Annotated in this window: 15 protein-coding genes; 5 read left to right on the forward strand and 10 right to left on the reverse strand. The window is 70.4% G+C overall.

Translation table 11 applies throughout. From position 1 onward, the window contains the following. Positions 1–2: 2 nt before the first annotated feature. On the reverse strand, positions 3–2,381 hold the full coding sequence (locus AACH11_RS08155; protein ID WP_341373717.1) for a heavy metal translocating P-type ATPase: 2,379 nt from the start codon (positions 2,379–2,381) through the stop codon (positions 3–5). Between the two features lie 432 nt (positions 2,382–2,813). Here AACH11_RS08155 and cadR point away from each other — a divergent pair, with 432 nt between their 5' ends. Further along, complete coding sequence (gene cadR / locus AACH11_RS08160) at positions 2,814–3,353, forward strand: Cd(II)/Pb(II)-responsive transcriptional regulator (RefSeq protein ID WP_341373718.1); 540 nt, start codon at positions 2,814–2,816, stop codon at positions 3,351–3,353. A gap of 27 nt (positions 3,354–3,380) precedes the next feature. Here the strand turns inward: cadR and AACH11_RS08165 are convergent, their stop codons facing one another. After that, positions 3,381–5,426, reverse strand: coding sequence for a glycoside hydrolase family 3 protein (locus AACH11_RS08165; protein ID WP_341373719.1), 2,046 nt, complete (start codon positions 5,424–5,426; stop codon positions 3,381–3,383). Between the two features lie 186 nt (positions 5,427–5,612). On the opposite strand from AACH11_RS08165, the gene AACH11_RS08170 reads away from it, so the two are divergent. Further along, positions 5,613–6,725 carry a helix-turn-helix transcriptional regulator gene (locus tag AACH11_RS08170; RefSeq protein ID WP_341373720.1) on the forward strand — a complete coding sequence of 371 codons (1,113 nt, stop codon included), beginning with the start codon at positions 5,613–5,615 and terminating at the stop codon, positions 6,723–6,725. Positions 6,726–6,757: 32 nt separating this feature from the next. On the opposite strand, the gene AACH11_RS08175 is transcribed toward AACH11_RS08170, so the two are convergent. The 7 genes from AACH11_RS08175 to AACH11_RS08205 form a co-directional block, all read right to left on the reverse strand. Beyond that, complete coding sequence (locus AACH11_RS08175) at positions 6,758–7,597, reverse strand: sugar phosphate isomerase/epimerase family protein (protein WP_341373721.1); 840 nt, start codon at positions 7,595–7,597, stop codon at positions 6,758–6,760. Positions 7,598–7,656: 59 nt separating this feature from the next. Further along, the gene (locus AACH11_RS08180) at positions 7,657–8,535 is read right to left on the reverse strand and encodes a shikimate dehydrogenase family protein (protein ID WP_341373722.1); all 879 of its coding nucleotides are present in this window, start codon (positions 8,533–8,535) and stop codon (positions 7,657–7,659) included. A gap of 116 nt (positions 8,536–8,651) precedes the next feature. Further along, positions 8,652–9,674: a proline racemase family protein gene (locus AACH11_RS08185; protein WP_341373723.1), complete on the reverse strand. Its 1,023-nt coding sequence runs from the start codon at positions 9,672–9,674 to the stop codon at positions 8,652–8,654. Between the two features lie 45 nt (positions 9,675–9,719). Further along, entirely contained in the window at positions 9,720–10,970 is a 1,251-nt protein-coding gene (locus tag AACH11_RS08190) for an NAD(P)/FAD-dependent oxidoreductase (RefSeq protein WP_341373724.1), read from the reverse strand. A 96-nt stretch (positions 10,971–11,066) separates the two neighbouring features. Further along, complete coding sequence (locus tag AACH11_RS08195; protein ID WP_341373725.1) at positions 11,067–11,732, reverse strand: amino acid ABC transporter permease; 666 nt, start codon at positions 11,730–11,732, stop codon at positions 11,067–11,069. 12 nt (positions 11,733–11,744) lie between these two features. Continuing rightward, positions 11,745–12,416 carry an amino acid ABC transporter permease gene (locus AACH11_RS08200; protein WP_341373726.1) on the reverse strand — a complete coding sequence of 224 codons (672 nt, stop codon included), beginning with the start codon at positions 12,414–12,416 and terminating at the stop codon, positions 11,745–11,747. Between the two features lie 10 nt (positions 12,417–12,426). After that, the gene (locus tag AACH11_RS08205) at positions 12,427–13,248 is read right to left on the reverse strand and encodes an amino acid ABC transporter ATP-binding protein (RefSeq protein WP_423228706.1); all 822 of its coding nucleotides are present in this window, start codon (positions 13,246–13,248) and stop codon (positions 12,427–12,429) included. A gap of 616 nt (positions 13,249–13,864) precedes the next feature. Between AACH11_RS08205 and AACH11_RS08210 the strand changes: the two genes are divergently transcribed. Next, positions 13,865–14,620, forward strand: a complete 756-nt coding sequence (locus tag AACH11_RS08210; RefSeq protein WP_341373728.1) for a GntR family transcriptional regulator — start codon at positions 13,865–13,867, stop codon at positions 14,618–14,620. Positions 14,621–14,755: 135 nt separating this feature from the next. Here AACH11_RS08210 and AACH11_RS08215 read toward each other — a convergent pair whose 3' ends face one another. Continuing rightward, on the reverse strand, positions 14,756–14,956 hold the full coding sequence (locus AACH11_RS08215) for a tautomerase family protein (protein WP_341373729.1): 201 nt from the start codon (positions 14,954–14,956) through the stop codon (positions 14,756–14,758). A gap of 390 nt (positions 14,957–15,346) precedes the next feature. Between AACH11_RS08215 and AACH11_RS08220 the strand changes: the two genes are divergently transcribed. Both AACH11_RS08220 and AACH11_RS08225 read left to right on the forward strand, forming a co-directional pair. Then, positions 15,347–17,440, forward strand: coding sequence for a hydantoinase/oxoprolinase family protein (locus tag AACH11_RS08220; protein WP_341373730.1), 2,094 nt, complete (start codon positions 15,347–15,349; stop codon positions 17,438–17,440). 19 nt (positions 17,441–17,459) lie between these two features. After that, positions 17,460–19,187, forward strand: a complete 1,728-nt coding sequence (locus tag AACH11_RS08225) for a hydantoinase B/oxoprolinase family protein (protein WP_341373731.1) — start codon at positions 17,460–17,462, stop codon at positions 19,185–19,187. The last annotated feature ends 29 nt before the right edge of the window (positions 19,188–19,216 follow it).

Here is a 19,216-nt window from a genome sequence, read left to right on the forward strand (position 1 = left end):
CCTCAGCGGGCCGAGCCCCTACTCTGGCCCGGCACCGCATCCGCGCCCCGCAACAGGCGCAGGCCGTTGGCCACCACCAGCAGGCTGGCGCCCATGTCGGCGAAGACGGCCATCCACATCGTGGCCTGGTCGGCCAGCGCCAGGCCCAGGAAGACGGCCTTGATGCCGAGCGCCAGCGCGATGTTCTGCCACAGCACCGCGTGCAGGCGCCGCGACAGCCGCACCGTGCGTGCGACCTGGCGCAGGTCGTCGTTCATCACCAGCACGTCGGCGGCCTCCATCGCCAGATCGGTGCCGCCGCCGGCCATGCCGAAGCCGAGTGCGGCCGCGCTCAGCGCCGGGCCGTCGTTGATGCCGTCGCCGACCATGGCCGTCGGCGCCCGGGCCTGCAGCGCCTGCACGGCCTGCAGCTTGTCCTGCGGCATGAGGCCGGCGCGCACGTCGTCGATGCCGACCTCGCGCGCCACGGCCTGGGCGCTGGCGGCCTGGTCGCCGGTCAGCATCACGGTGCGGATGCCGAGCGCGGCCAGCTCGGCCACGGCCTGGCGGCTGTCCGGCCGCACGGTGTCGGCCACCGCCAGCACGGCCTGCACCCGGCCGTCGGCCGCCAGCACGGTCAGGCTGCGGCCTTCGGCCTGCCAGGTGCGGTAACGCTCGACCCAGATGGCCTCCTGCGGCCCGCCAGCCGGGTCAGCGGCCGGCGGTGCCTGCGTGTGCGGCTGCTGTTCCTCCACCTCCACCGCTGCCTGTGGCGTCCCCCAGCCCAGCTGCCCCAGCCGCCAGAGCCGGCCGCCGACGCGGCCCTCGACCCCCCGCCCCGGCTCGGCGCGGAAGTCCTCGACCTCGATGTCGACCGGCGGCGCCGTCGCCCCGCCCCGCGCGGCCAGGCCCTGCGCGATTGCGCGCGAGACCGGATGGTCGGAGCGGGCGGCCAGCGCGCGGGCGATGGCCAGCACCGGCGCCGCGTCCGTCGCCACACCCACCAGCTGCGGCCGGCCGGTCGTCAGCGTGCCGGTCTTGTCCAGCGCCACGCACCGCAGGTGCCGGGCCTGCTCCAGGAACTCGCCGCCCTTGACCAGGATGCCGCGGCGGGCGGCGGCCGCCAGCGCGCTGACCACCGTCACCGGCGTCGACAGCACCAGCGCGCAGGGGCAGGCGATGACCAGCAGCACCAGGGCCTTGTAGACGGCCTGCAACGGGCTCAGGCCGGCCAGCAGCGGCCCGCCCAGGGCCACCCCCAGCGCCAGCACGAAGACGGCCGGCGTGTAGCGCGCGGCAAAGCGGTCGATGAAGCGCTGGATCGGCGCCTGGCGCGACTGCGCGTCCTCGACCACCTGGACGATGCGCGCCAGCACCGTCTCGTCGGCCGCGCAACCGACCTCGAACTCCAGCGTGCCCTGCTGGTTGATGGTGCCGGCCCAGACCTCGTCGCCCACGGTCTTGTCGACGGGGATGCTCTCGCCGGTGACCGGCGACTGGTCGACCGCGCTGCGCCCGGCCACCACCCGGCCGTCGAGCGCCAGGCGCTCGCCCGGCCGCACGCGCACGCGGGCGCCGCGCGCCACGCTGGCGGCCGGCTGGGTCTGCCAGCGGCCGTCGGCCTGGCGCACCTCGGCCTGCGGCGGTGCCAGGTCCAGCAGGCCCTGGATGGCCTGGCGGGCCCGTGTGACCGAGCGCGCCTCGATCAGCTCGGCCAGCGTGTAGAGCGCCATCACCATCGCGGCCTCGGGCCACTGGCCGATCAGGAAGGCGCCGGTGACAGCCACGCTCATCAGCGCGCTGATGTCCAGGCGGCCGTGGCGCAGCGCCCGCAGCCCCTTGGCGAAGACCGCCAGCCCCGACAGGCCGATGGCCAGCGCGGCCACCGCCATGCCGGCCGCGCGCCAGGGCAGGGTCTCGGGCGTCAGCAGGTGCAGCAGCTCGGCCCCGGCGGCGATGACGAGGGCGGCCAGGGCCTGCTGCCAGGCACGGCGATCGCGCCGGGCGATGGCGGCGGCGTCCAGGGGCAGGGTGGCCGGGGCGGGCGCAACGGCCTCGCCGTGGGGGTGGGCTGCGTCGTGGTCGTGATGGGCGTGGGCGGGGTGGGCATGACCGTGGTCGTGCCCATGCCCATGCCCATCGTCGTCATGGCCGTGGCAGCCGCAGCCGGAGGAGGGCAAGGCCGAGGCCGCCGCGCCGGGGTGGTCCGTCGGCGCGTGGCCGGCATCCAGCACCTGCACCTGGAAGCCGGCGCCGGTGAGGACCGACAGGATGGTCGCGTGCGCCGATGCCGGCGCATCGACGTCGAGCCGGCGCGCCGGCAGGTCGAAGCGCAGGCGGCCGATGCCGGGCAGCGGCTGCAGCAGGCGCCGGATCTGCCCCTCCTCGACCATGCAGTCCATGGCCGGGATCTGCAGCGGCAGCCGGGTCCGGACCGCTCCGGCAGACGCAGCGCGGCCCATGACCGCGGCTGACGTTCCCGGCCCATCGGCGGCTGACGGGGGATGATCAACGGCATTGGCGTCGATTGGGCGAAGATGAAGATGCGCGTGATCGTGGCCGCAGCAGGCCTCCACGGCATCGCTGGCCTCGACGGATTCGGCCGCCGCAGACGGTGCCGGGCCGGCGGGCGGTGCCGGCGGAGCAGAGACGACAGGGATCGGGAAGGCGCGGCGCATGGGCAGGGTCTCGTGGGCGGTGAGGTCGCCGGAAGGGCGATGCCGCCATTGCAATCCCTGAAGTGGCTACAGGGTCAAGCCCCGCAGGTCACCGACAGCACCGCGGTGCGCCGCCTAGACTGCCCCCATCCCGACCCCGCAGCGAGCCCGCACCCCATGAAGATCGGCGCCCTGGCCGCGGCCTCCGCCACCCCGGTGGAGACCATCCGCTACTACGAACGCGAGGGCCTGCTGCCCGCACCCGCCCGCAGCGAGGGCAACTTCCGCCTGTACGAGGCCCCGCATCTGGAGCGCCTGCAGTTCATCCGCCACTGCCGCGGCCTGGACATGTCGCTCGACGAGATCCGCGTGCTGCTGCGCGTGCGCGACGCGCCCGCCGCCGATTGCGCCGAGGCCAATGCGGTGCTGGACGCCCACATCGGCCACGTCAGCCGGCGCATCGACGAACTGCGCCAGCTCCAGGCCCAGCTGACCGCGCTGCGCCAGCGCTGCGGCCAGGCCAGCGATGCGGCGCATTGCGGCATCCTGGCGGGGTTGAGCGAGGCCCTGCCGGCCGCCGCCGCGACCGGGTCGGTGGCCGCGGTCGATCCGGCCCTGGCACCCGGGCCGGCTTCGGCCGGCGCAGCGGCGGGGTGCGGCCATGAGCGCCACGGCCCGCTGCATGCCGTCCACGGGCACGGCCGACGCGGGGGATGAGGCCGCGCGGCCCGCCCCGGGGGGTGCTCAGTAGCCCAGCCCGTGGCCGAACGGGAACAGCGGCTGCGCCGAGTCGTGCGGCAGATCGGACTTCTGCGCGGCCACGGCCTCCATCGAGCGCGGCAGCTCGACCGGCAGCTTGCCGCGCGGGCTGGCCCGGCCGGTCAGCACGTCGAACAGGGCGGTGTCACTGACGCCGAAGTTGGCCAGCAGGGCGTCCACGCGGTCGACCAACGTCGTCAGCACGGCCGGCCGGTCCATGTAGACGGTGACGATGGTGGGCACCACCGCGGCCGCGGCCTTGATCACCTCGACGTCCGTCTGGCCGTCGGCGAAGGCCAGCGTGCCCTCGTGCTGCAGCAGGCCGAAGACGTGGCCCGGGTGCAGCACCTCGTAGGGCGTGGCGGTGCGCACCAGGGCCACGTCGGCCTCGGCGGGCGTGGCCACCACCGTGTAGCCGTAGCTGCTCGCCACGTCGGCGCTGATGCCGTGCAGCCAGACCTTGCGCACGCTGGCGGCCAGCGGCAGGCGCTGGTTGCGGTTCTGCAGCAGCACGATGGAGCGGCGCTGGGCTTCCAGGGCCTGCGCGTGATGGGCGCTGGTGGCCGCCACGGTGCTGGCCGTCTGCACGTCGACATAAGGGTTCTCGAACAGGCCCTGGCGGAACTTCTGCAGCAGGATGCGGCGCACCGACACGTCGAGCCGGGCCTGCGTCAGTTCACCGGCCTGCACGGCCTCCACCAGAAAGCCGCTCTCCTCCGTGCCGCCGAACTGGTCCATGCCGGCGTCCACGGCCTTGACGAAGCGGGCGCGCCGGCTGAGCGTCTCCACGCCCCAGGACGTGCCGAACGAGGACCAGAACGCGAAGGGGCTCACGCCGGCGGGGGCGCCGTCCACGCAGGGGCCGCTGCAGTCCGACGTGATGCCCCAGTCGCTGAGGATCACGCCGTCGTAGCCGCGTCGCGTGCGCAGCAGATCGGTCAGCAGCGGCTTGTTGAAGCCGCCACCGACGTTCTCCAGCGTCACGCCTTCGACCGTCACCACGCCGTCGGGCATCGAGTAGGTCGGCATCACCGAGCCCACGCCGGCCGCGAAGGCGCCGTCGAAGGCCCTCAGGTGGTTGGCCAGGTTGGCGCCCGGAAAGGTCATCAGCTTGCCGTAGGGGTTGTGGCTGTCCCAGCCATCCTTGGCCGCGCCGTAGCCCCCCCAGTGCTTGACGACGGCGACCACGCCCTCGGCCCCGAGGCCGTCACCGCGCCCCTGGAAGCCCCGCACATAGGCCTGGACCTGTCGGCTGACCACGTCCACATCCTCACCGAAGGTGCCGAAGACCCGGCCCCAGCGGGGCTCGGTGGCCAGATCGGCCATCGGCGACAGCGCGATGTGCAGGCCGACGGCACGGTATTCCTGCCGTGCGATGTCGCCGAAGTTGCGGGTCAGCTCGGCATCGTCGATGGCGGCCAGGCCGAGCGCTTCCGGCCACTGGCTGAAGCCACCGGCCGACACGCTCTGGCCGACGGTGTACTGGAAGTGGTTGCGCGGATCGGTGCTGATCGACACCGGGACCGCCAGCCGCGTGGTCTCGGCCAGGGCCTGCAAGCGGTTGTGCTGGGTGGCCAGCGTCGCCGCGTCCGCGCTCATCCGGGTGATGAAGGTGGTGACCTGGTTGCCGGTCAGCAAGGCACCGGTCGCGGCCAGATCGATGGCCGCACCGCTGCCGTCCAGGATGAGCGTGCCATGCATCATCGTCCCGGCCTTCTCGGCCAGCGTCATGCGCGCGGTCAGGTCGGCGGCCCGTGCGTCGGCGCTCTGGCGCCAGTCCTCGAAGGGTTCCAGGCGGCCGTTGCGGTTGAAGTCCTTGAACTGGTAGCCGTCCTGGCTGATCAGCGGCAGGCTGTCGCGGCCCAGCGTGGCCTGGCGCGGCGCGTCATCGTCGCTGATGCAGGCACCCAGCCACGGTGTCACACCCAGCAGCAGCCCCGCGAGGGCGGTGCGGCGCAGGGGCTGCATGGCGGGGCGCGCCGTGCGCACGGGGTGTCGGCGCGTGGGTCCGGGATGGGCGAGGGTGGGCATGGGTCATCTCCTGTGTCTGTCCGTCAGCTACCGTGACGCCGGCAGCCGATGCAGGCGCATCCTGCCCAGGAGCGCCCACCGGCGTCGTGCCGGCCGGAGCACGGACTTGACCTGCGGGAGCAGAAGCGGCGCTCTTCAGGGTTAACACGGGATGAACGAGCATGAGGATTCGTTAATCCTGCGCTCATGTCTTGTTTCTCTTCCGATGCACCGCCGTCGGTCTCGGTGGTGCTCGGCCGCGTGCTGCGTGACGTCCTGACCGGCCAGGGCATGCCGGTGGCCGAGTTCCAGCGCCGCAGCGGCCTGAGCGCCCATGAGCTGAGCCAGGACGGGCTGCGCCTCGGCCTCGATCGCCATGAGCGGCTGCGCACCCTGCTGCCGTTGATCGATCCGGCCGAGATCGACCGCGCACCGATCGACCGGGACGGGCTCGCGCGCTACTGGCCCGACCTCGCGGCCCTGTGGTTCAACGAGCCGGACGCGGCCCGTGCCGTGCGGGAATGGGTGATGTTCCGGCCCCTGATCGGCAGCATCGATGCGGTCGAGCTGCACGAGCAGCCCGACCAGCTGGTGGTCACCTACCGCCCCGTGTGTGCGGGCGCAGCGGCCCGGCAGAGCGTGATGGCCAACTTCGCCATGCTGCGCGAGCTGTTGCGGGAACACCAGACCGCGGCCGGGACCGGCGCCTTGAGACTGCAGGCCGAGATCGCCGACATCGGGCTGTCGCGGCACCGGCTGGCCGCCCAGCATCAGCTGCAGATGCCGGTGCGGTGCAGCGGCCAGGCCGACGTGCACCGGCTGATCGTGCGCGGGCCGGCGCTGCGGCTGGCCGCCGCGCCCAGCAATCCCTGGCTGGCCGAGCGCAGCCGGGCCCACCTGTCCGCCCGGCTGCGGCAGCTGCTGATGCAGCCGGTGTGCGACGACCTCGCGGCGCGGGTGGAGCAGGTGCTGGCCGCGCGCTGGGATGCCCCTGACGGCCTGTGGCCGGGCGACACCGGCGGATCGGACGCTGCGGAGGTCGACGATGCCGCGGCGCTGCAGCGTGCGGTGGCCCAGGCCCTGGGGCTGTCCCGCTGGACCTTGCGCCGGCAGCTCGACGCCTCAGGTCTGGCATTTGCCGACGTGGTCGAGCGTCTGCGGGGCCGGCGGCTGCAGGCCCTGTTGCCACGCACGGACCTGAGCCTTCTGGACGTGGCCTGGCGGACCGGCTTCCGGTCGGCCAGCGCGTTCAGCCGCTACCACCGGCGCCGCTACGGGGAGGCCCCGTCCCAGCGGCGGCGGAGCCTGGTCGAGGTCTGAGCGCGGCCGCGGGGGCGATCCGCGACGACGTCTCAGCGTGCGCCCAGCGGCTGCACGTACGGCCCGCAACGCTCGATCGCCACGCGCACCGTCTCCTCGGGCGGGCGCTGCCACCAGTCCAGCTCGGAGAAGATCTCCAGCTCGAACGGGCCCGTGTAGCCGATGTCGTCCAGCCAGCCGCGGATGCGCGGGATGTCGACCACGCCGTCGCCCGGCATGCCGCGGTCGCGCAGGTTGCGGGTGTTTGCCAGCCAGTCGCAGTAGTGGAAGCTCAGGATGCGGTCTGGGCCGGCGCGGCGCAGCTCGGCCTCGAACACCGGATCCCACCAGCAGTGGTAGACGTCGGGCACCAGGCCGGCGCCGTCGCCCAGTTCGTCGCACAGGTCGTTGGCGACCTTGATCGAGTTCAGCACGCTGCGGTCGCCGGCATACATCGGGTGCAGCGGCTCCAGGCCCAGCTTCACGCCCACCTGACGTGCGTGTGGCAGCAGCGCGAACAGCGCCTCGCGCACACGGGCCCGTTGGCCGGCGATGTCCTTGCTGTCCGGCGGCATGCCGCCCACCACCATCATCAGGCAGCCGGCCCCGATCTCGGCGGCGGCGTCCAGCAGGCGCTTGTTGGTGTCGATGGCGGCCTGCAGGCTGGCGTTGACCGACACGTTCAGCCATTCGCTGGTGCACAGCGAGGGCACGAACAGGCCCGCCTCGCGCAGGTGGCGGCGGGTGTTGGCCACGCCATAGGCCTCCATGAAATGGCGCCAGACGGCGATGCCGCGCACGCCCTGGCGGGCATAGCCGTCGATCGCCTCGGGCATCGACCACGTGGGCGTGGTGATCTGGTTGATGGCGAACCGGGAAAGGTCGAAGGACATGGGATCGATCGTCGTTCGGAGGGTGGGGCAGGGCAGGGCTGGACGGGTGGCCGCGGTGCTCAGCGGGCGTCCGTGACGAGGTGGCGCAGCGCTTCGGGGAACAGCATGTCGCGCACCGCCGAGTCGTCGCGGCGCAGGACGTCCGCCACTTCGGTCAGGCCGAAATAATCGAGGAACAACGGGGTCTGCAGGATCAGCATGTCGAAGCCCGGCAGCACCGGCAGGCCCTGGACCATGGCCGAACGCAACAGCGGCGTGGGCATGTTCTTCATCAGGATGTCGGCCACCACCATGCCGGGCGCCAGCTTGTCGACGGGCACCGGCACCGGGTCATCGAGCCGCAGGCCCATCGGCGAGCAGTTGATGACGACGTCGAAGCCGGTGGGGTCGTTGTCGGCCTGCGCCTGGGTGGACAGGCCGTAGTGCAGGTGGATGGCCTGGGCCAGCAGGTGGCTGCGGGTGCCGTCGATGTCGAAGATGCCCAGGTGCGCGGCTTCGCCCTCGGCCAGGGCGGTGGCGATCGCGCAGGCCGCACCGCCCGCGCCGATCAGCAGCACGCGGCGGCCGCGGTAGGGCAGCCGGTAGCGGTCCATCGACTGGGCGAAGCCGAAGCCGTCGAACATCTCGCCTTCCAGCTGACCTGAGGCGTTGCGGCGGATGGCGTTGACGGCGTTGGCGGTGCGGGCGCGCTTGGAGCACACGTCCACCAGTTCGGCTGCGGCAGCCTTGTGCGGGATCGACAGCACCATGCCGCGTGTGCTGGGCGACTTGAAGACGGCGCGCACCGTCTCCACCAGGTTGTCCGGCGTGACGTGCAGCGGCACCATCACCGCGTCGACGCCGCACAGCGGCAGCACCGTGTTGAAGATCTCGGGGGTGCGGACCTGGAAGATCGGGTCCGCCACCATGAAGAAGACGCCTGTCTTGCCGGTGATCATGGGGTTCGCAAGGGTTGCAGGGTGAGCTCCGCCCGCGTGGGCCCATGGCGAGCCCACGACCAGCGGGGTTGGGTGTGGCTGAGGAGGGGGGCGGCGCGAAGGCCGCCGGGCCAGGGTCAGCGGCCTTCGCCCCAGGTGTCGCTGAGCATGAAGCCGCCGGCCAGCGGATCGTCGGGGTCGACGCCCATCTGCTCGATGCTGTAGATCCAGGCGCGGCCGGTGATGCGCGGCAGCACGGCCGGCCGGTCACCCACGGTGGTGCGGCCCAGCATCTCCACCGCGAACTCGCTGCCGATGGTGGAGCGCGAGGTCAGCTTGCTGCCGGTCTCCACCAGGTTGCGCGCGGCCAGCGTGGCCAGGTTGGCCGCGCTGCCGGTGCCGCAGGGCGAGCGGTCCACGCGGCCGGGCGGCAGCGTGGTGCAGGTCTGCACGGTGCTGCCGTCCAGCCGGTTGCGGAACATCACGTAGGCCAGCTGGTTGAGTGCCGGTTGGGTGGGGTGGTTCAGCCTGACCTGATCGTTGACCAGGCTGCGCAGTTGGACGCCCAGATCGGCCAGCTGGCGCGCGTTCTCAGGGGCGATGCTCAGGCCCACCTGGTCCACATCGACCAGGGCGTAGTAGACGCCGCCGAAGGCGATGTCGACCTTGATCTCGCCGTGCTTCGGCGTCTGGATGGGAACGTCCAGCGCTTCGACGAAGGCCGGCACCATGTCCAGCGACACGCCCGTGCAGCGGCCGTCCTTGCAGGTGGCGCGCGCGGTCACCAGGCCCGCCGGGGTGTCCAGCACCACGGTGGTCTCGGGTTCCTTCATCTTCACCATGCCCAACTCCAGCAATGCGGTGACCACGCAGATCGAGTTGCTGCCCGACATCGGATGCGCGCGGTCGGACTGCAGCACGATGAAGCCGGCGTCGGCCTCGGGCCGGGTGGGGGCCAGCACCAGGTTGACCGACATCTGCAGGCAGCCGCGCGGCTCCAGCGTGACCAGGCGGCGCAGGCTGTCGTCCACCTCGTTGAGGTGGTTCATCTTGTCGAGCATGGTCTTGCCGGGGATGTCGAGCACGCCACCGGTGATGACCTTGCCGATCTCGCCCTCGCAATGCACGCCCACCAGCTGCAGGGTCTTGTTCCAACGCATGAGTCGCCTTCCTTTGATTCGGGGTTCGTGGTTCGCGTCTGGCGCTCAGTACCGGTAGGCGCTGAAGGCCGAGATGTCCTGGGTGGCGCCGCCGTGCGTGGCCAGCTCGGTGATCAGCCGGCCGGTGGTCGCGCCCAGCGTCAGGCCGAGCTGGCCGTGGCCGACGGCCAGCAGCACGTTGGGCAGGCGGCGGCAGCGGTCGATGATGGGCTTGGTGTCGGGCAGCAGCGGACGGTGGCCGACGCCGAACTCCACGCCCCGGGTGTTGAGCTGCGGCAGCAGGGCCTTGGCCTTGGCCAGGATGATCTCCGCACGCTTGAAGTTGGGCTCGGCATCGTGGCCGGCGAACTCGATCGTGCCGCCGATCTGCAGGCCGCGTGACATCGGCGTGAAGCAGAAGCCGCCCTGGGCGTGGATCACCGAGTGGCGGATGTCCACGCCTGGATCGGGCAGCAGCGCCTGGTAGCCGGCCACGCCCTGCAGCGGCACGTTCAGGCCCAGTTGGCGGAAGAAGCGGCGGGCACCGGCGCCCGCCGCCAGCACCAGCTGATCGGCCGAGAAGGTGGCGCCACCGCTCAGGCGCACACCGCTGGCGCGGCCGCCGTCCTCCAGGATCTGGTGCACGTCGCCGCGCACGCGCTGGCCGCCGGCCGCCTCGAAGCAGCGGGTCATCGCCTGGATGAAGCCTTCGGTGTCGCTGACGAAGCGCCACTGGGGCAGCAGCAGGCCGTGCTGGAAGCGGCCGGCCAGCGCGGGCTCCAGCTCGGCGATCTCGGCCGCCCCCACCGGCTCGCTGGCGAATCCCAGCTCGCGGCGGCGCGCGATGTACGCGTGTTCACGCGCGACGGCCTCGGCGCTGCCGAAGAGGTGCAGCACGGGGCGTTGACCGATCAGGCGGCTGTCGCCGGCGGCTTCGATCAGCGGCGCGTAGTCGGCGAACACATGGCGCGTCAGCGAGGCCAGCGCGGCCGAGATCTCGTGGATGCGCGGCTTGCGTGCGTTCGAGGCGAAGCGCAGGAACCACGGCAGGATGCCGGGCAGCGCGCCCACGCGCATGGCCAGCGGGCCGGTCTGGTCCATCAGCCAGCCGGGCGCGGCCTGGATGATGGCGGGCTTGGACAGCGGGATGATCTCGCCCACCGAGATCTGGCCGCAGCTCCACTTGGCCGTGCTGTCGCCGGGCTCGGCCGGATCGATCATCACCACCGCATGGCCGGCGCGCTGCAGCGACAGCGCGCAGCAGGTGCCGACGATGCCGCCGCCGATCACCAGCATCCGCTGGCGGGTTTGCGTCACGGGAAATCCCGTGCCGGGATCACGCAGGACTGCATTCATCTCAAGACTCCAGACATTCCATCCGAGGGGTCGCCAGGATCAGGGCGACGGCGTGCCTCAACAGGCATAGCGCTTCAGGTAGCGCGACTCGATCAGGGTGACCCCACGTGTCAGCGGGAAGGCGATCAGGAAATAGATCAGGCCCACCGTGGTCAGGAACTCCAGCGGCTTGGCCGTGCTGTTGGAGATGCTCTGGCCGACGAACATCAGGTCGGCCACACCGACCGCCGAGATCAGCGAGCTCTCCTTGAACAGGCTCACGCAGTTCGACAGCAGCGGCGGGACCGAGCGCAGCAGCGCCTGCGGGAAGATCACGTGCAGCATCTTCACGTGCGGCGACAGGCCGAGCGCCACGCAGGCGTCGTGCTGGTCGGACGAGATCGACTTCATCGAGCCACGGAAGGTCTCGCAGGTGATGGCCGCCATGTAGAGCACCAGCGCCAGCACCACCGAGGCGTAGGGCGAGACCTGGATGTCGAACACCGCCGGAAAGCAGAAGTACACCCAGAACAGCTGGATCAGCAGCGGCGTGCCGCGGAAGAACTCGACATAGGCCGTGGTGGCCGTGCGCAGCCAGCCCTTGGGCGACTGTCGCAGCAGGCTCAGCACGAAGCCCGCCAGGCTGCCGAGCACCGCGCAGCTGAGGGTGAAGGCCAGGGTCAGTCCCAGGCCCTTGAGCAGGACGAACCAGTAGGGGATGACGGCCGAGAAATCGACGTGCATGGTGGGCGCTCCTCAGCGTGTCATCGCCGCGTCCTGGCGACGCTCGACGAGATGGGCGATGCGTGCGATCGGCAGCGACACCGCGAAGTAGATGAGCGCCACGACCGAGTAGGTCTCCAGCGGGCGGTAGGCCTCGGTGGCCAGGGTCTTGGCGACGTACATCAGGTCGGCAATGGCGACGATGGCCACCAGCGCGCTCTGCTGCAGCGTGCCGATGCCGTTGGTCATCAGCACCGGCGTGGCGTTGCGCAGCGCCTGCGGCAGCACCACGTGCAGGGTGCGTTGCCAGGGCTTGAGTCCGAGCGCCGTGCTGGCATCCAGATGTTCGCGGGGGACCGCCTGCACGCCGGCCCGGTACGCTTCGGCGTTGAAGGCCGTCAGGTTCAGGCCGAGCGCCAGCACGCCCAGCGGGATGGGGTCGATGAAGACATCGAACACCATCGGGATGCAGTAGAAGAACCAGACGATCTGCAGCAGCGCCGGTGTGCAGCGGAAGAACTCGATGAACAGCTGCGCCGGCCAGCGCAGCAGGGCCCACGGGCTCATCACCGCCAGGCACAGCAGGAAGCCCAGGACCAGGCCCATCACGTTGGCGGCCACCGCCAGCTGGAGGGTGACGCCGAGGCCTTCCAGCAGCCGGGGCGCGCTGTTCTCGAGGAAGCTGAAGTCGAAGGTGTAGCTCATGACATGCGCCTCAGTCGAGATGGAGGACCTTTTCCAGGAACTCGCGGGTGCGCGCTTCCTTCGGGCACTTGAAGATCTGGGCCGGTGGTCCCTGCTCGACCACCTTGCCGGCGGTGCAGAACACCACCCGTGTGGCGATGTCGCGGGCGAAGTGCATGTCGTGGGTGACGATGATCATGGCCATCTTCTGTTCGGCCAGCTGCAGCATCACGTTCTGCACCTCGATCACCATCTCGGGGTCGAGCGCCGAGGTCACCTCGTCGAACAGCATCAGGCTGGGCTCCAGCATGAGGGCACGGGCGATCGCCACGCGCTGCTTCTGGCCACCCGAGAGCTGGCTGGGCCAGGCGTGCAGCTTGTTTTCCAGCCCCAGGCGCGCCAGGTACATGCGGGCACGCTCGGTGGCCTCGGCCTTGCCCAGGCCGCGCACCTTCATCGGCGCCAGGATCAGGTTGCCCAGCACCGACAGGTGCGGAAACAGCGTGTAGTGCTGGAACACCATGCCGATCTGCTTCTGCAGCGGCGCATCGATCTGCTTGCCACCCTGGCCCTCGGGCGAGATGTAGGGCTTGCCCTGGAAGCTGATGTGGCCGCCCTGGATGCTCTCCAGGCCCATCATCACGCGCAGCAGCGAGCTCTTGCCGCTGCCGCTGGGGCCGATCATCACCAGGCGGTCGTCGGCGCGCATGTCCAGGCTCAGCCGGTCCATCACGACGATGTGCTCACCGTAGGACTTCACCACGTCGCGGAACTGGACGAAGTCGCCAGGGGCGGGCGCGGCGGCCGCCGTACTGAGAGGCGTCACGGGGGCAATGCTGAGGCGAGAGGACATGGCGGATGTTTCCTGGGCTGAGAACCGGTCGATCGCGGTGACCTGCGCCTGACGGGGGCTCCTGCACCGCGTCGACGCCGGGCCCTCACCGGGGGGTGTGCGTCGCGCCCTGACGGCGCGGCGCATGCACTCGGTGGAAGGGTCAGGGGCGGCGCGCGGGCATGGGCACCGCAGGGGGCCGATCACGGGAGGCCGGGCCGTGGCGTGGACCGGGTCGGTGTGGCGGGCGGACGGGGCACCGTGCGCTTCGCTGACCGGCTGTTCGCAATCTTCGGGCCAAGCTCGACATTTTGTCGACAGAATCCATTATTGAAGATTGCCGCCCATCCTGCAATGCGCGTTGCCGCCTCTTCCCATGCTCGCTTTCCCTGAAAACCGACGCTGCGAGCCTGATCCAGGCGGGTCGGCGCCGGTCTGGTGCGGCCGTGCGCCACGATGAGGCCCGCTGCGCCATCCGGTGCACCAGAGCGGGTGATTCCGGGCTGCATACGGCAGATGATCGGCATAATGTCGACATCGTTGTCGCATGCAGGAAGCCCTGTCCGAGCCCCTCCGCTCATTCCGGCCGACAGGGCGGTCCGGTGCGCACACGTCATCCGTCAACAAGGGAACAGGCATGGCGAAGCCGGCAGCAGAGGACAGTGGTCAGGACAAGGTCAGGGAGACCAGCGCGACGCGCGTCTACGTGGTGCTCAGGAACGAGATCCTGACGATGAAGCTGCCGCCCGGTGCGGCGCTGGACGAGGCCGGCCTGGCCGAGCGCTTCGACATGTCGCGCTCGCCGATCCGCGAGGCGCTGGCGCGCCTGTCGGCCGAGGGCCTGATCACCACGCTGGCCAACCGCACCACGATGGTCGCGCCGATGGACTTCGCGCGGGTGCCCGAATTCCTCGATGCCCTCGATCTGCTGCAGCGGGTGACCACGCGCCTGGCCGCCCTGCACCGCACGCAGGACGATCTGGTGCGCATCCGGGAGGCGCAGAAGGCCTATGAGCGCGGCATCGCCACCAGCCTGAAGACCGGTGACAGCCTGCCGATGATCGAGATGAACTACGAGTTCCACATGACCATCGCGCGCACCGGACGCAACGCCTATTTCGAGGAGCTCTACCGCCGCCTGCTGGAGGAGGGGCGCCGCATGCTGCACCTGCACTTCGAGTACAAGGCGAGCGAGCCTGACGTCAATGTCCAGGAGATGGCCAGCGACCACACCGAGATCGTGCGCGCCATCGAGATGCGCGATGCCGATCGCGCAGAGCGCTTCGCCCACGAGCATGCCGAGCAGTTCAAGGGGCGCTTCATGGAGTTCCTGGACCGCAACATCACCGCAGGCATTCCGCTCACCTACTCGCCGGGCTCACGCGAGCGCTGACGCGCAGCGCCGGACCCGGCGCCGCGGCCCTCCCGCGGTGATCCTCATGCCGACGGCCCGCCACCCTGCAAGGGGTGGCGGGCCGTTTGTCTTGGGCGACGCGGATCCTGGTCTGCGCCTCGGGGGCGCGGGGTGTCAGCCCGCCGGTTGTGCGGCCGGCTCGCCCAGCTTGCCGCCGAGGGCCCAGTTGGCACGCGGCACCTCGGTGATGACGATCTGGATGTCCTCGGCCGCGCAGCGGGTGATCCGCGCGGTCTCGCGGGTCAGGACGTCGGAGAGCTCCTGCTTCTGGGCGTGGCTGCGGCCGGTCAGCATCTGGACCTGGATGATGGGCATGGCGGGGTGCGGGGCTGGGGGTGAAGGGGCTGGCCCGGTGTGGGCCGGAGTCGCCGACCGATAGGGTCGACTCAATGTCGACAAGCTTATGGGCATCGTGCGTTCACGGTCAAGAAGAGTGACCATGGCTCCTGTACGGATTCGTTGGATGCAGCCAAAAAACCCTTGCAGCAAGGGAGAACCCCGAATCGATGGCCTGTTGACTTGGTCGTTCGTTTGTCGACAATATGTGCAGGCTGATCGGCAAGAACAGGTCCGGGTGGACCGGATGCAGATCTGCGGAGGCGCGGCGCACGGGATGTGCGAGCCGGGCCGGGCCAGCTCTCGCTCCCGGGATGGGCCTGTCAATCGACCGAAGTCGCACGGCGACTCACTGAACGGAACACACACATGGCAAGCGCGCGCATTGGCGTCGACATCGGCGGCACCTTCACCGACCTCGTTCTGCTCGACGACCGCGGTCAGGTCAGCTTCACCAAGGTCTCGTCGACCCCGGCCGCCCCGGAGGAGGCCGTGCTCACCGGCGTGCAGCGCATCCTCGACATGGCCGGCCTGACCACGGCCGATGTGGCCGAGGTGCTGCACGGCACCACGGTGGGCTCGAACACCATGCTGCAGAAGGTGGGCGCCAAGTGCGGCCTGCTCACCACCCAGGGCTTCCGAGACGTGCTGGAGATCGGCCGCGTGCGCACGCCGTCGATGTTCGATCTCACCTGGGACAAGCCCGTGCCGCTGGCCGAGCGCCGCTACCGCATCGAGATCAACGAGCGCGTGAAGGCCGACGGCGAGGTGCTCGTGCCCACCCCGATTGACGAGGTGCTGAAGGCCGGCGAGTTCTTCCGCGCCGAGGGCATCGAATCTGTGGCCATCTGCTTCCTGAACTCGTACAAGAACGGCGCCAATGAGGCGGCCGCGCTGAAGGCCTTTGAAGAGGCCTTCCCCGAGATCAGCGTCACCGCGTCGATCCAGGTGCTGCCCGAGATGCGCGAATACGAGCGCACCTCCACCACCGTGGTCAATGCCTATGTGCTGCCCGCCCTGCGCACCTACCTGACCCGCCTGGAGTCGGGCCTCAAGAGCATTGGCGTGCAGGCGCCGCTGCTGGTGAGCAACTCCAACGGCGGCCTGTCGAGCGCCCGCATGGCGCAGGACGTGCCGGTGTTCTTCATCTCCTCAGGTCGCTCGGCAGGCGTGGTCGGTGCCGGCCGCCTGGGCGAGGCGCAGAACGACAAGGAACTGGTGGTGTTCGACATGGGCGGCACCACGGCCTCGGCCTCGCTGATCCATGAGGGCCAGCTGGCCCGCACCAACGAGTACGAGTTCCGCGCCGGCATCTCCACGCCCAGCCGCTTCATCAAGGCCGGCGGCTACATGATGCGCGTGCCCACGGTGGACGTGGCCGAGGTCGGCAGCGGCGCCGGCTCCATCGCCTGGCTGGACGCCGGCGGCCTGCTCAATGTGGGCCCGGTCTCGGCTGGCGCCTTCCCCGGCCCGGTGTGCTACGGCATCGGCGGCGAGCGCCCCACGGTGACCGATGCCAACGCCGTGCTGGGCTTCCTGCCGCAGAAGCTGGCCGGCGGCACCATGGAACTCAAGATCGACGCCGCCCGCGCCGCCATCGATGCCCAGTTGGCCCGGCCGCTGAAGATCGGCATCGAGGAAGCCGCCGTCGGCATCCGCGAGATCGTCAACGTCAACATGGCCCGCACCATCAAGGCCGTGACGGTGGAACGTGGCGTGGACCCGCGCGACTTCACCCTGGTGGCCTTTGGCGGCTCAGGCCCGGTGCATGCCTGTGACCTGGCCCGCGCACTCGACATGAAGCGCGTGGTGTTCCCGGCCGCACCGGGCGTGTTCACCGCCATGGGCATGCTGGCCGGCGCGGTGGAGCGCTACTTCGTGCGCCCCTCGCTGGACCTGCTGGACACGCTGGACGTGGCCGCGCTGTCGGCCAAGGTGCAAGCCATGCGCGAGGACGCCCGCGCCGCGCTGGCCGACGAAGGCTATTCGGCCGACCGCATCGAGTACCAGTTCCACCTGGACATGCGCTTCAAGGGCCAGGACTACGAGATCCCCGTGCGCCTGCCCGAGGTGGTGGACGCCTCGGCCAAGGAGGCGCTGCGCCAAGGCTTTGTCGCGGCCTACACCGCGATGTACGGCTACGCATCCCAGGATGCGGTGGAGTGCGCCAACCTGCGCCTGCTGGCCCGCGGCATCGCCACCAAGACGCTGGACTTCAAGGACATCCGCAGCACCGCCGCCAAGACCGCCCAGCACCAGCGCGGCACGCGCCGCGTGTACTTCAACCGCCAGAGCGGCTGGGTGGACACGCCGGTGATCTCGCGTGCCCTGCTGGACAACGAGATGAACGGCCCGGTGATCCTGGAGAGCACCGACACCACCATCGTGATCCCGCCGGGCTGGCGCGTCAGCGCCGATGCGCTGGGCTGCGTGATTGCCACCTCGACCGCCACCACCGCCTGAGATTCCCGGAGCTGATCCCATGACCCAACGCACCGTCGATCCCATCACCTTCGCGGTGGTGAAGAACGCCCTCGACACCATCGTCGACGACATGGCCTTCGCGGTGATGCGCACCGCGCGCTCGCCCATCATCCGTGACGTGCTCGACTACTCGGTCACCATGTGCGACGCCAAGGGCCGCATCCTGGCCCAGGCCAAGACCGTGGCCCTGCACCTGGGCGCCGTGCCCGATGCCATCGACGTGATCATCAGCCAATACGCCGCCGGCTGCCGCCCGGGCGACGTGATCATCCTGAACGATCCGTACGAAGGCGGCATGCACCTGCCGGACATCTTCATGTTCAAGCCCATCTTCCATGAAGAGCGGCTGCAGGGCTTCTCGGTGGTCATCGCCCACCATTGCGACGTGGGCGGCCGCGTGCCGGGCTCCAACGCCGCCGACTCGACCGAGATCTTCCAGGAAGGCCTGCGCATTCCGCCCACCAAGCTCTACAGCCGCGGCGAGCCCAACGAGACGCTGATCAACATCATCCGCAAGAACGTGCGCCTGCCCGACCTGGTGCTGGGCGACCTGGATGCGCAGCTGGCCACCTGCAACATCGGCGAGCGCGAGCTGCTGCGCCTGATCAAGCGCTATGGCGAGCAGGACCTGCACCTGTACTTCGACGAGCTGCTGGACTACGGCGAGCGCCTGACCCGCCAGGCCATCGCCGCCTGGCCCGATGGCACCTACAGCTTCACCGACTACATCGACAACGACGGCTTCAGCCCCGAGCCCATCCCCATCCAGTGCGCCATCACCGTCAAGGGTGACCAGCTGAGCGTGGACTTCGTCGGCTCGTCGCCGCAGGTCAAGGGCGCCATCAACTCCACGCTGTCGTTCGTGAAGTCGGCCACCTACCTCAGCGTGCGCTGCGTGCTGCAGGCCGATGTGCCCAACAACGCCGGCGTCTACCGCTGCATCGACATCACCGCGCCCGAAGGCTCCATCCTGAACCCGCGTTTGCCGGCCCCGGTGGCGGCCCGCGCACTCACCGGCTACCGCGTGGTGGACTGCGTGTTCGGCGCGCTGTCCAAGATCACGCCCGACAAGGTGATGGCGGCCGGCGAAGGCGGCAACACCGTGATCGCGCTCAGCGGCTATGCGCCCGGCGCCAGCGAGCCCTTCATCCTGGTGGACATGATCAACGGCTGCTGGGGCGGCCGCGCCAACAAGGACGGCGTGGAAGGCGTGACCAACCCGTCGCAGAACATGTCCAACATGCCCATCGAGACGCTGGAGGCGCGCTACCCCATCCTGATGGAGGAGTACGGCTTCCGCAACGACTCGGGCGGCGCCGGCCGCTACCGCGGCGGCATGGGCCTGGTGCGCCAGTACAAGCTGCTGGCCGACAACGTGGTGGCCCAGGTGCGCTCTGACCGCGCCGACCACGCGCCCTATGGCCTGTTCGGCGGCCAGAACGGTGCGCCGTCGCGCAACGTGCTGAACCCCGCGGCCGAGGCCACCGTGGCGCCCAGCAAGTTCACGATGAACCTGGAGCGCGGCGCCGTCATCCGCCACGAGCAGGCCGGCGGCGGCGGCTACGGCCAGCCGCTGGAACGCGACCTGGACCTGCTGGAAGGTGACCTGCGCAACGGCAAGGTCAGCGCCGCCTTCGCCCAGGCCCGGCACGGTGTGGTGATGGCGGCCGATGGCCGCATCGACCGCGAGGCCACGGCCCGCCGCCGCCAGCAACTGGCGGCCTGAGCGGATCACCGGACGGCCGCGCCAGAGCG

The sequence above is a fragment of the Pseudaquabacterium rugosum genome (genome assembly GCF_038066575.1).
Lineage (GTDB): Bacteria > Pseudomonadota > Gammaproteobacteria > Burkholderiales > Burkholderiaceae_C > Pseudaquabacterium > Pseudaquabacterium rugosum.

Excerpts from the sequence above, each read along its gene's own strand:
- AACH11_RS08225 (WP_341373731.1), top strand. The coding sequence starts at position 17,460 with ATGACCCAACGCACCGTCGATCCCATCACCTTCGCGGTGGTGAAGAAC.
- AACH11_RS08210 (WP_341373728.1), top strand. The coding sequence starts at position 13,865 with ATGGCGAAGCCGGCAGCAGAGGACAGTGGTCAGGACAAGGTCAGGGAG.
- AACH11_RS08175 (WP_341373721.1), bottom strand. The coding sequence starts at position 7,597 with ATGTCCTTCGACCTTTCCCGGTTCGCCATCAACCAGATCACCACGCCC.
- AACH11_RS08195 (WP_341373725.1), bottom strand. The coding sequence starts at position 11,732 with ATGCACGTCGATTTCTCGGCCGTCATCCCCTACTGGTTCGTCCTGCTC.
- AACH11_RS08165 (WP_341373719.1), bottom strand. The coding sequence starts at position 5,426 with ATGCCCACCCTCGCCCATCCCGGACCCACGCGCCGACACCCCGTGCGC.
- AACH11_RS08155 (WP_341373717.1), bottom strand. The coding sequence starts at position 2,381 with ATGGACTGCATGGTCGAGGAGGGGCAGATCCGGCGCCTGCTGCAGCCG.
- AACH11_RS08205 (WP_423228706.1), bottom strand. The coding sequence starts at position 13,248 with ATGTCCTCTCGCCTCAGCATTGCCCCCGTGACGCCTCTCAGTACGGCG.
- AACH11_RS08185 (WP_341373723.1), bottom strand. The coding sequence starts at position 9,674 with ATGCGTTGGAACAAGACCCTGCAGCTGGTGGGCGTGCATTGCGAGGGC.
- AACH11_RS08220 (WP_341373730.1), top strand. The coding sequence starts at position 15,347 with ATGGCAAGCGCGCGCATTGGCGTCGACATCGGCGGCACCTTCACCGAC.
- AACH11_RS08180 (WP_341373722.1), bottom strand. The coding sequence starts at position 8,535 with ATGATCACCGGCAAGACAGGCGTCTTCTTCATGGTGGCGGACCCGATC.
- AACH11_RS08215 (WP_341373729.1), bottom strand. The coding sequence starts at position 14,956 with ATGCCCATCATCCAGGTCCAGATGCTGACCGGCCGCAGCCACGCCCAG.
- AACH11_RS08200 (WP_341373726.1), bottom strand. The coding sequence starts at position 12,416 with ATGAGCTACACCTTCGACTTCAGCTTCCTCGAGAACAGCGCGCCCCGG.
- cadR (WP_341373718.1), top strand. The coding sequence starts at position 2,814 with ATGAAGATCGGCGCCCTGGCCGCGGCCTCCGCCACCCCGGTGGAGACC.
- AACH11_RS08170 (WP_341373720.1), top strand. The coding sequence starts at position 5,613 with ATGTCTTGTTTCTCTTCCGATGCACCGCCGTCGGTCTCGGTGGTGCTC.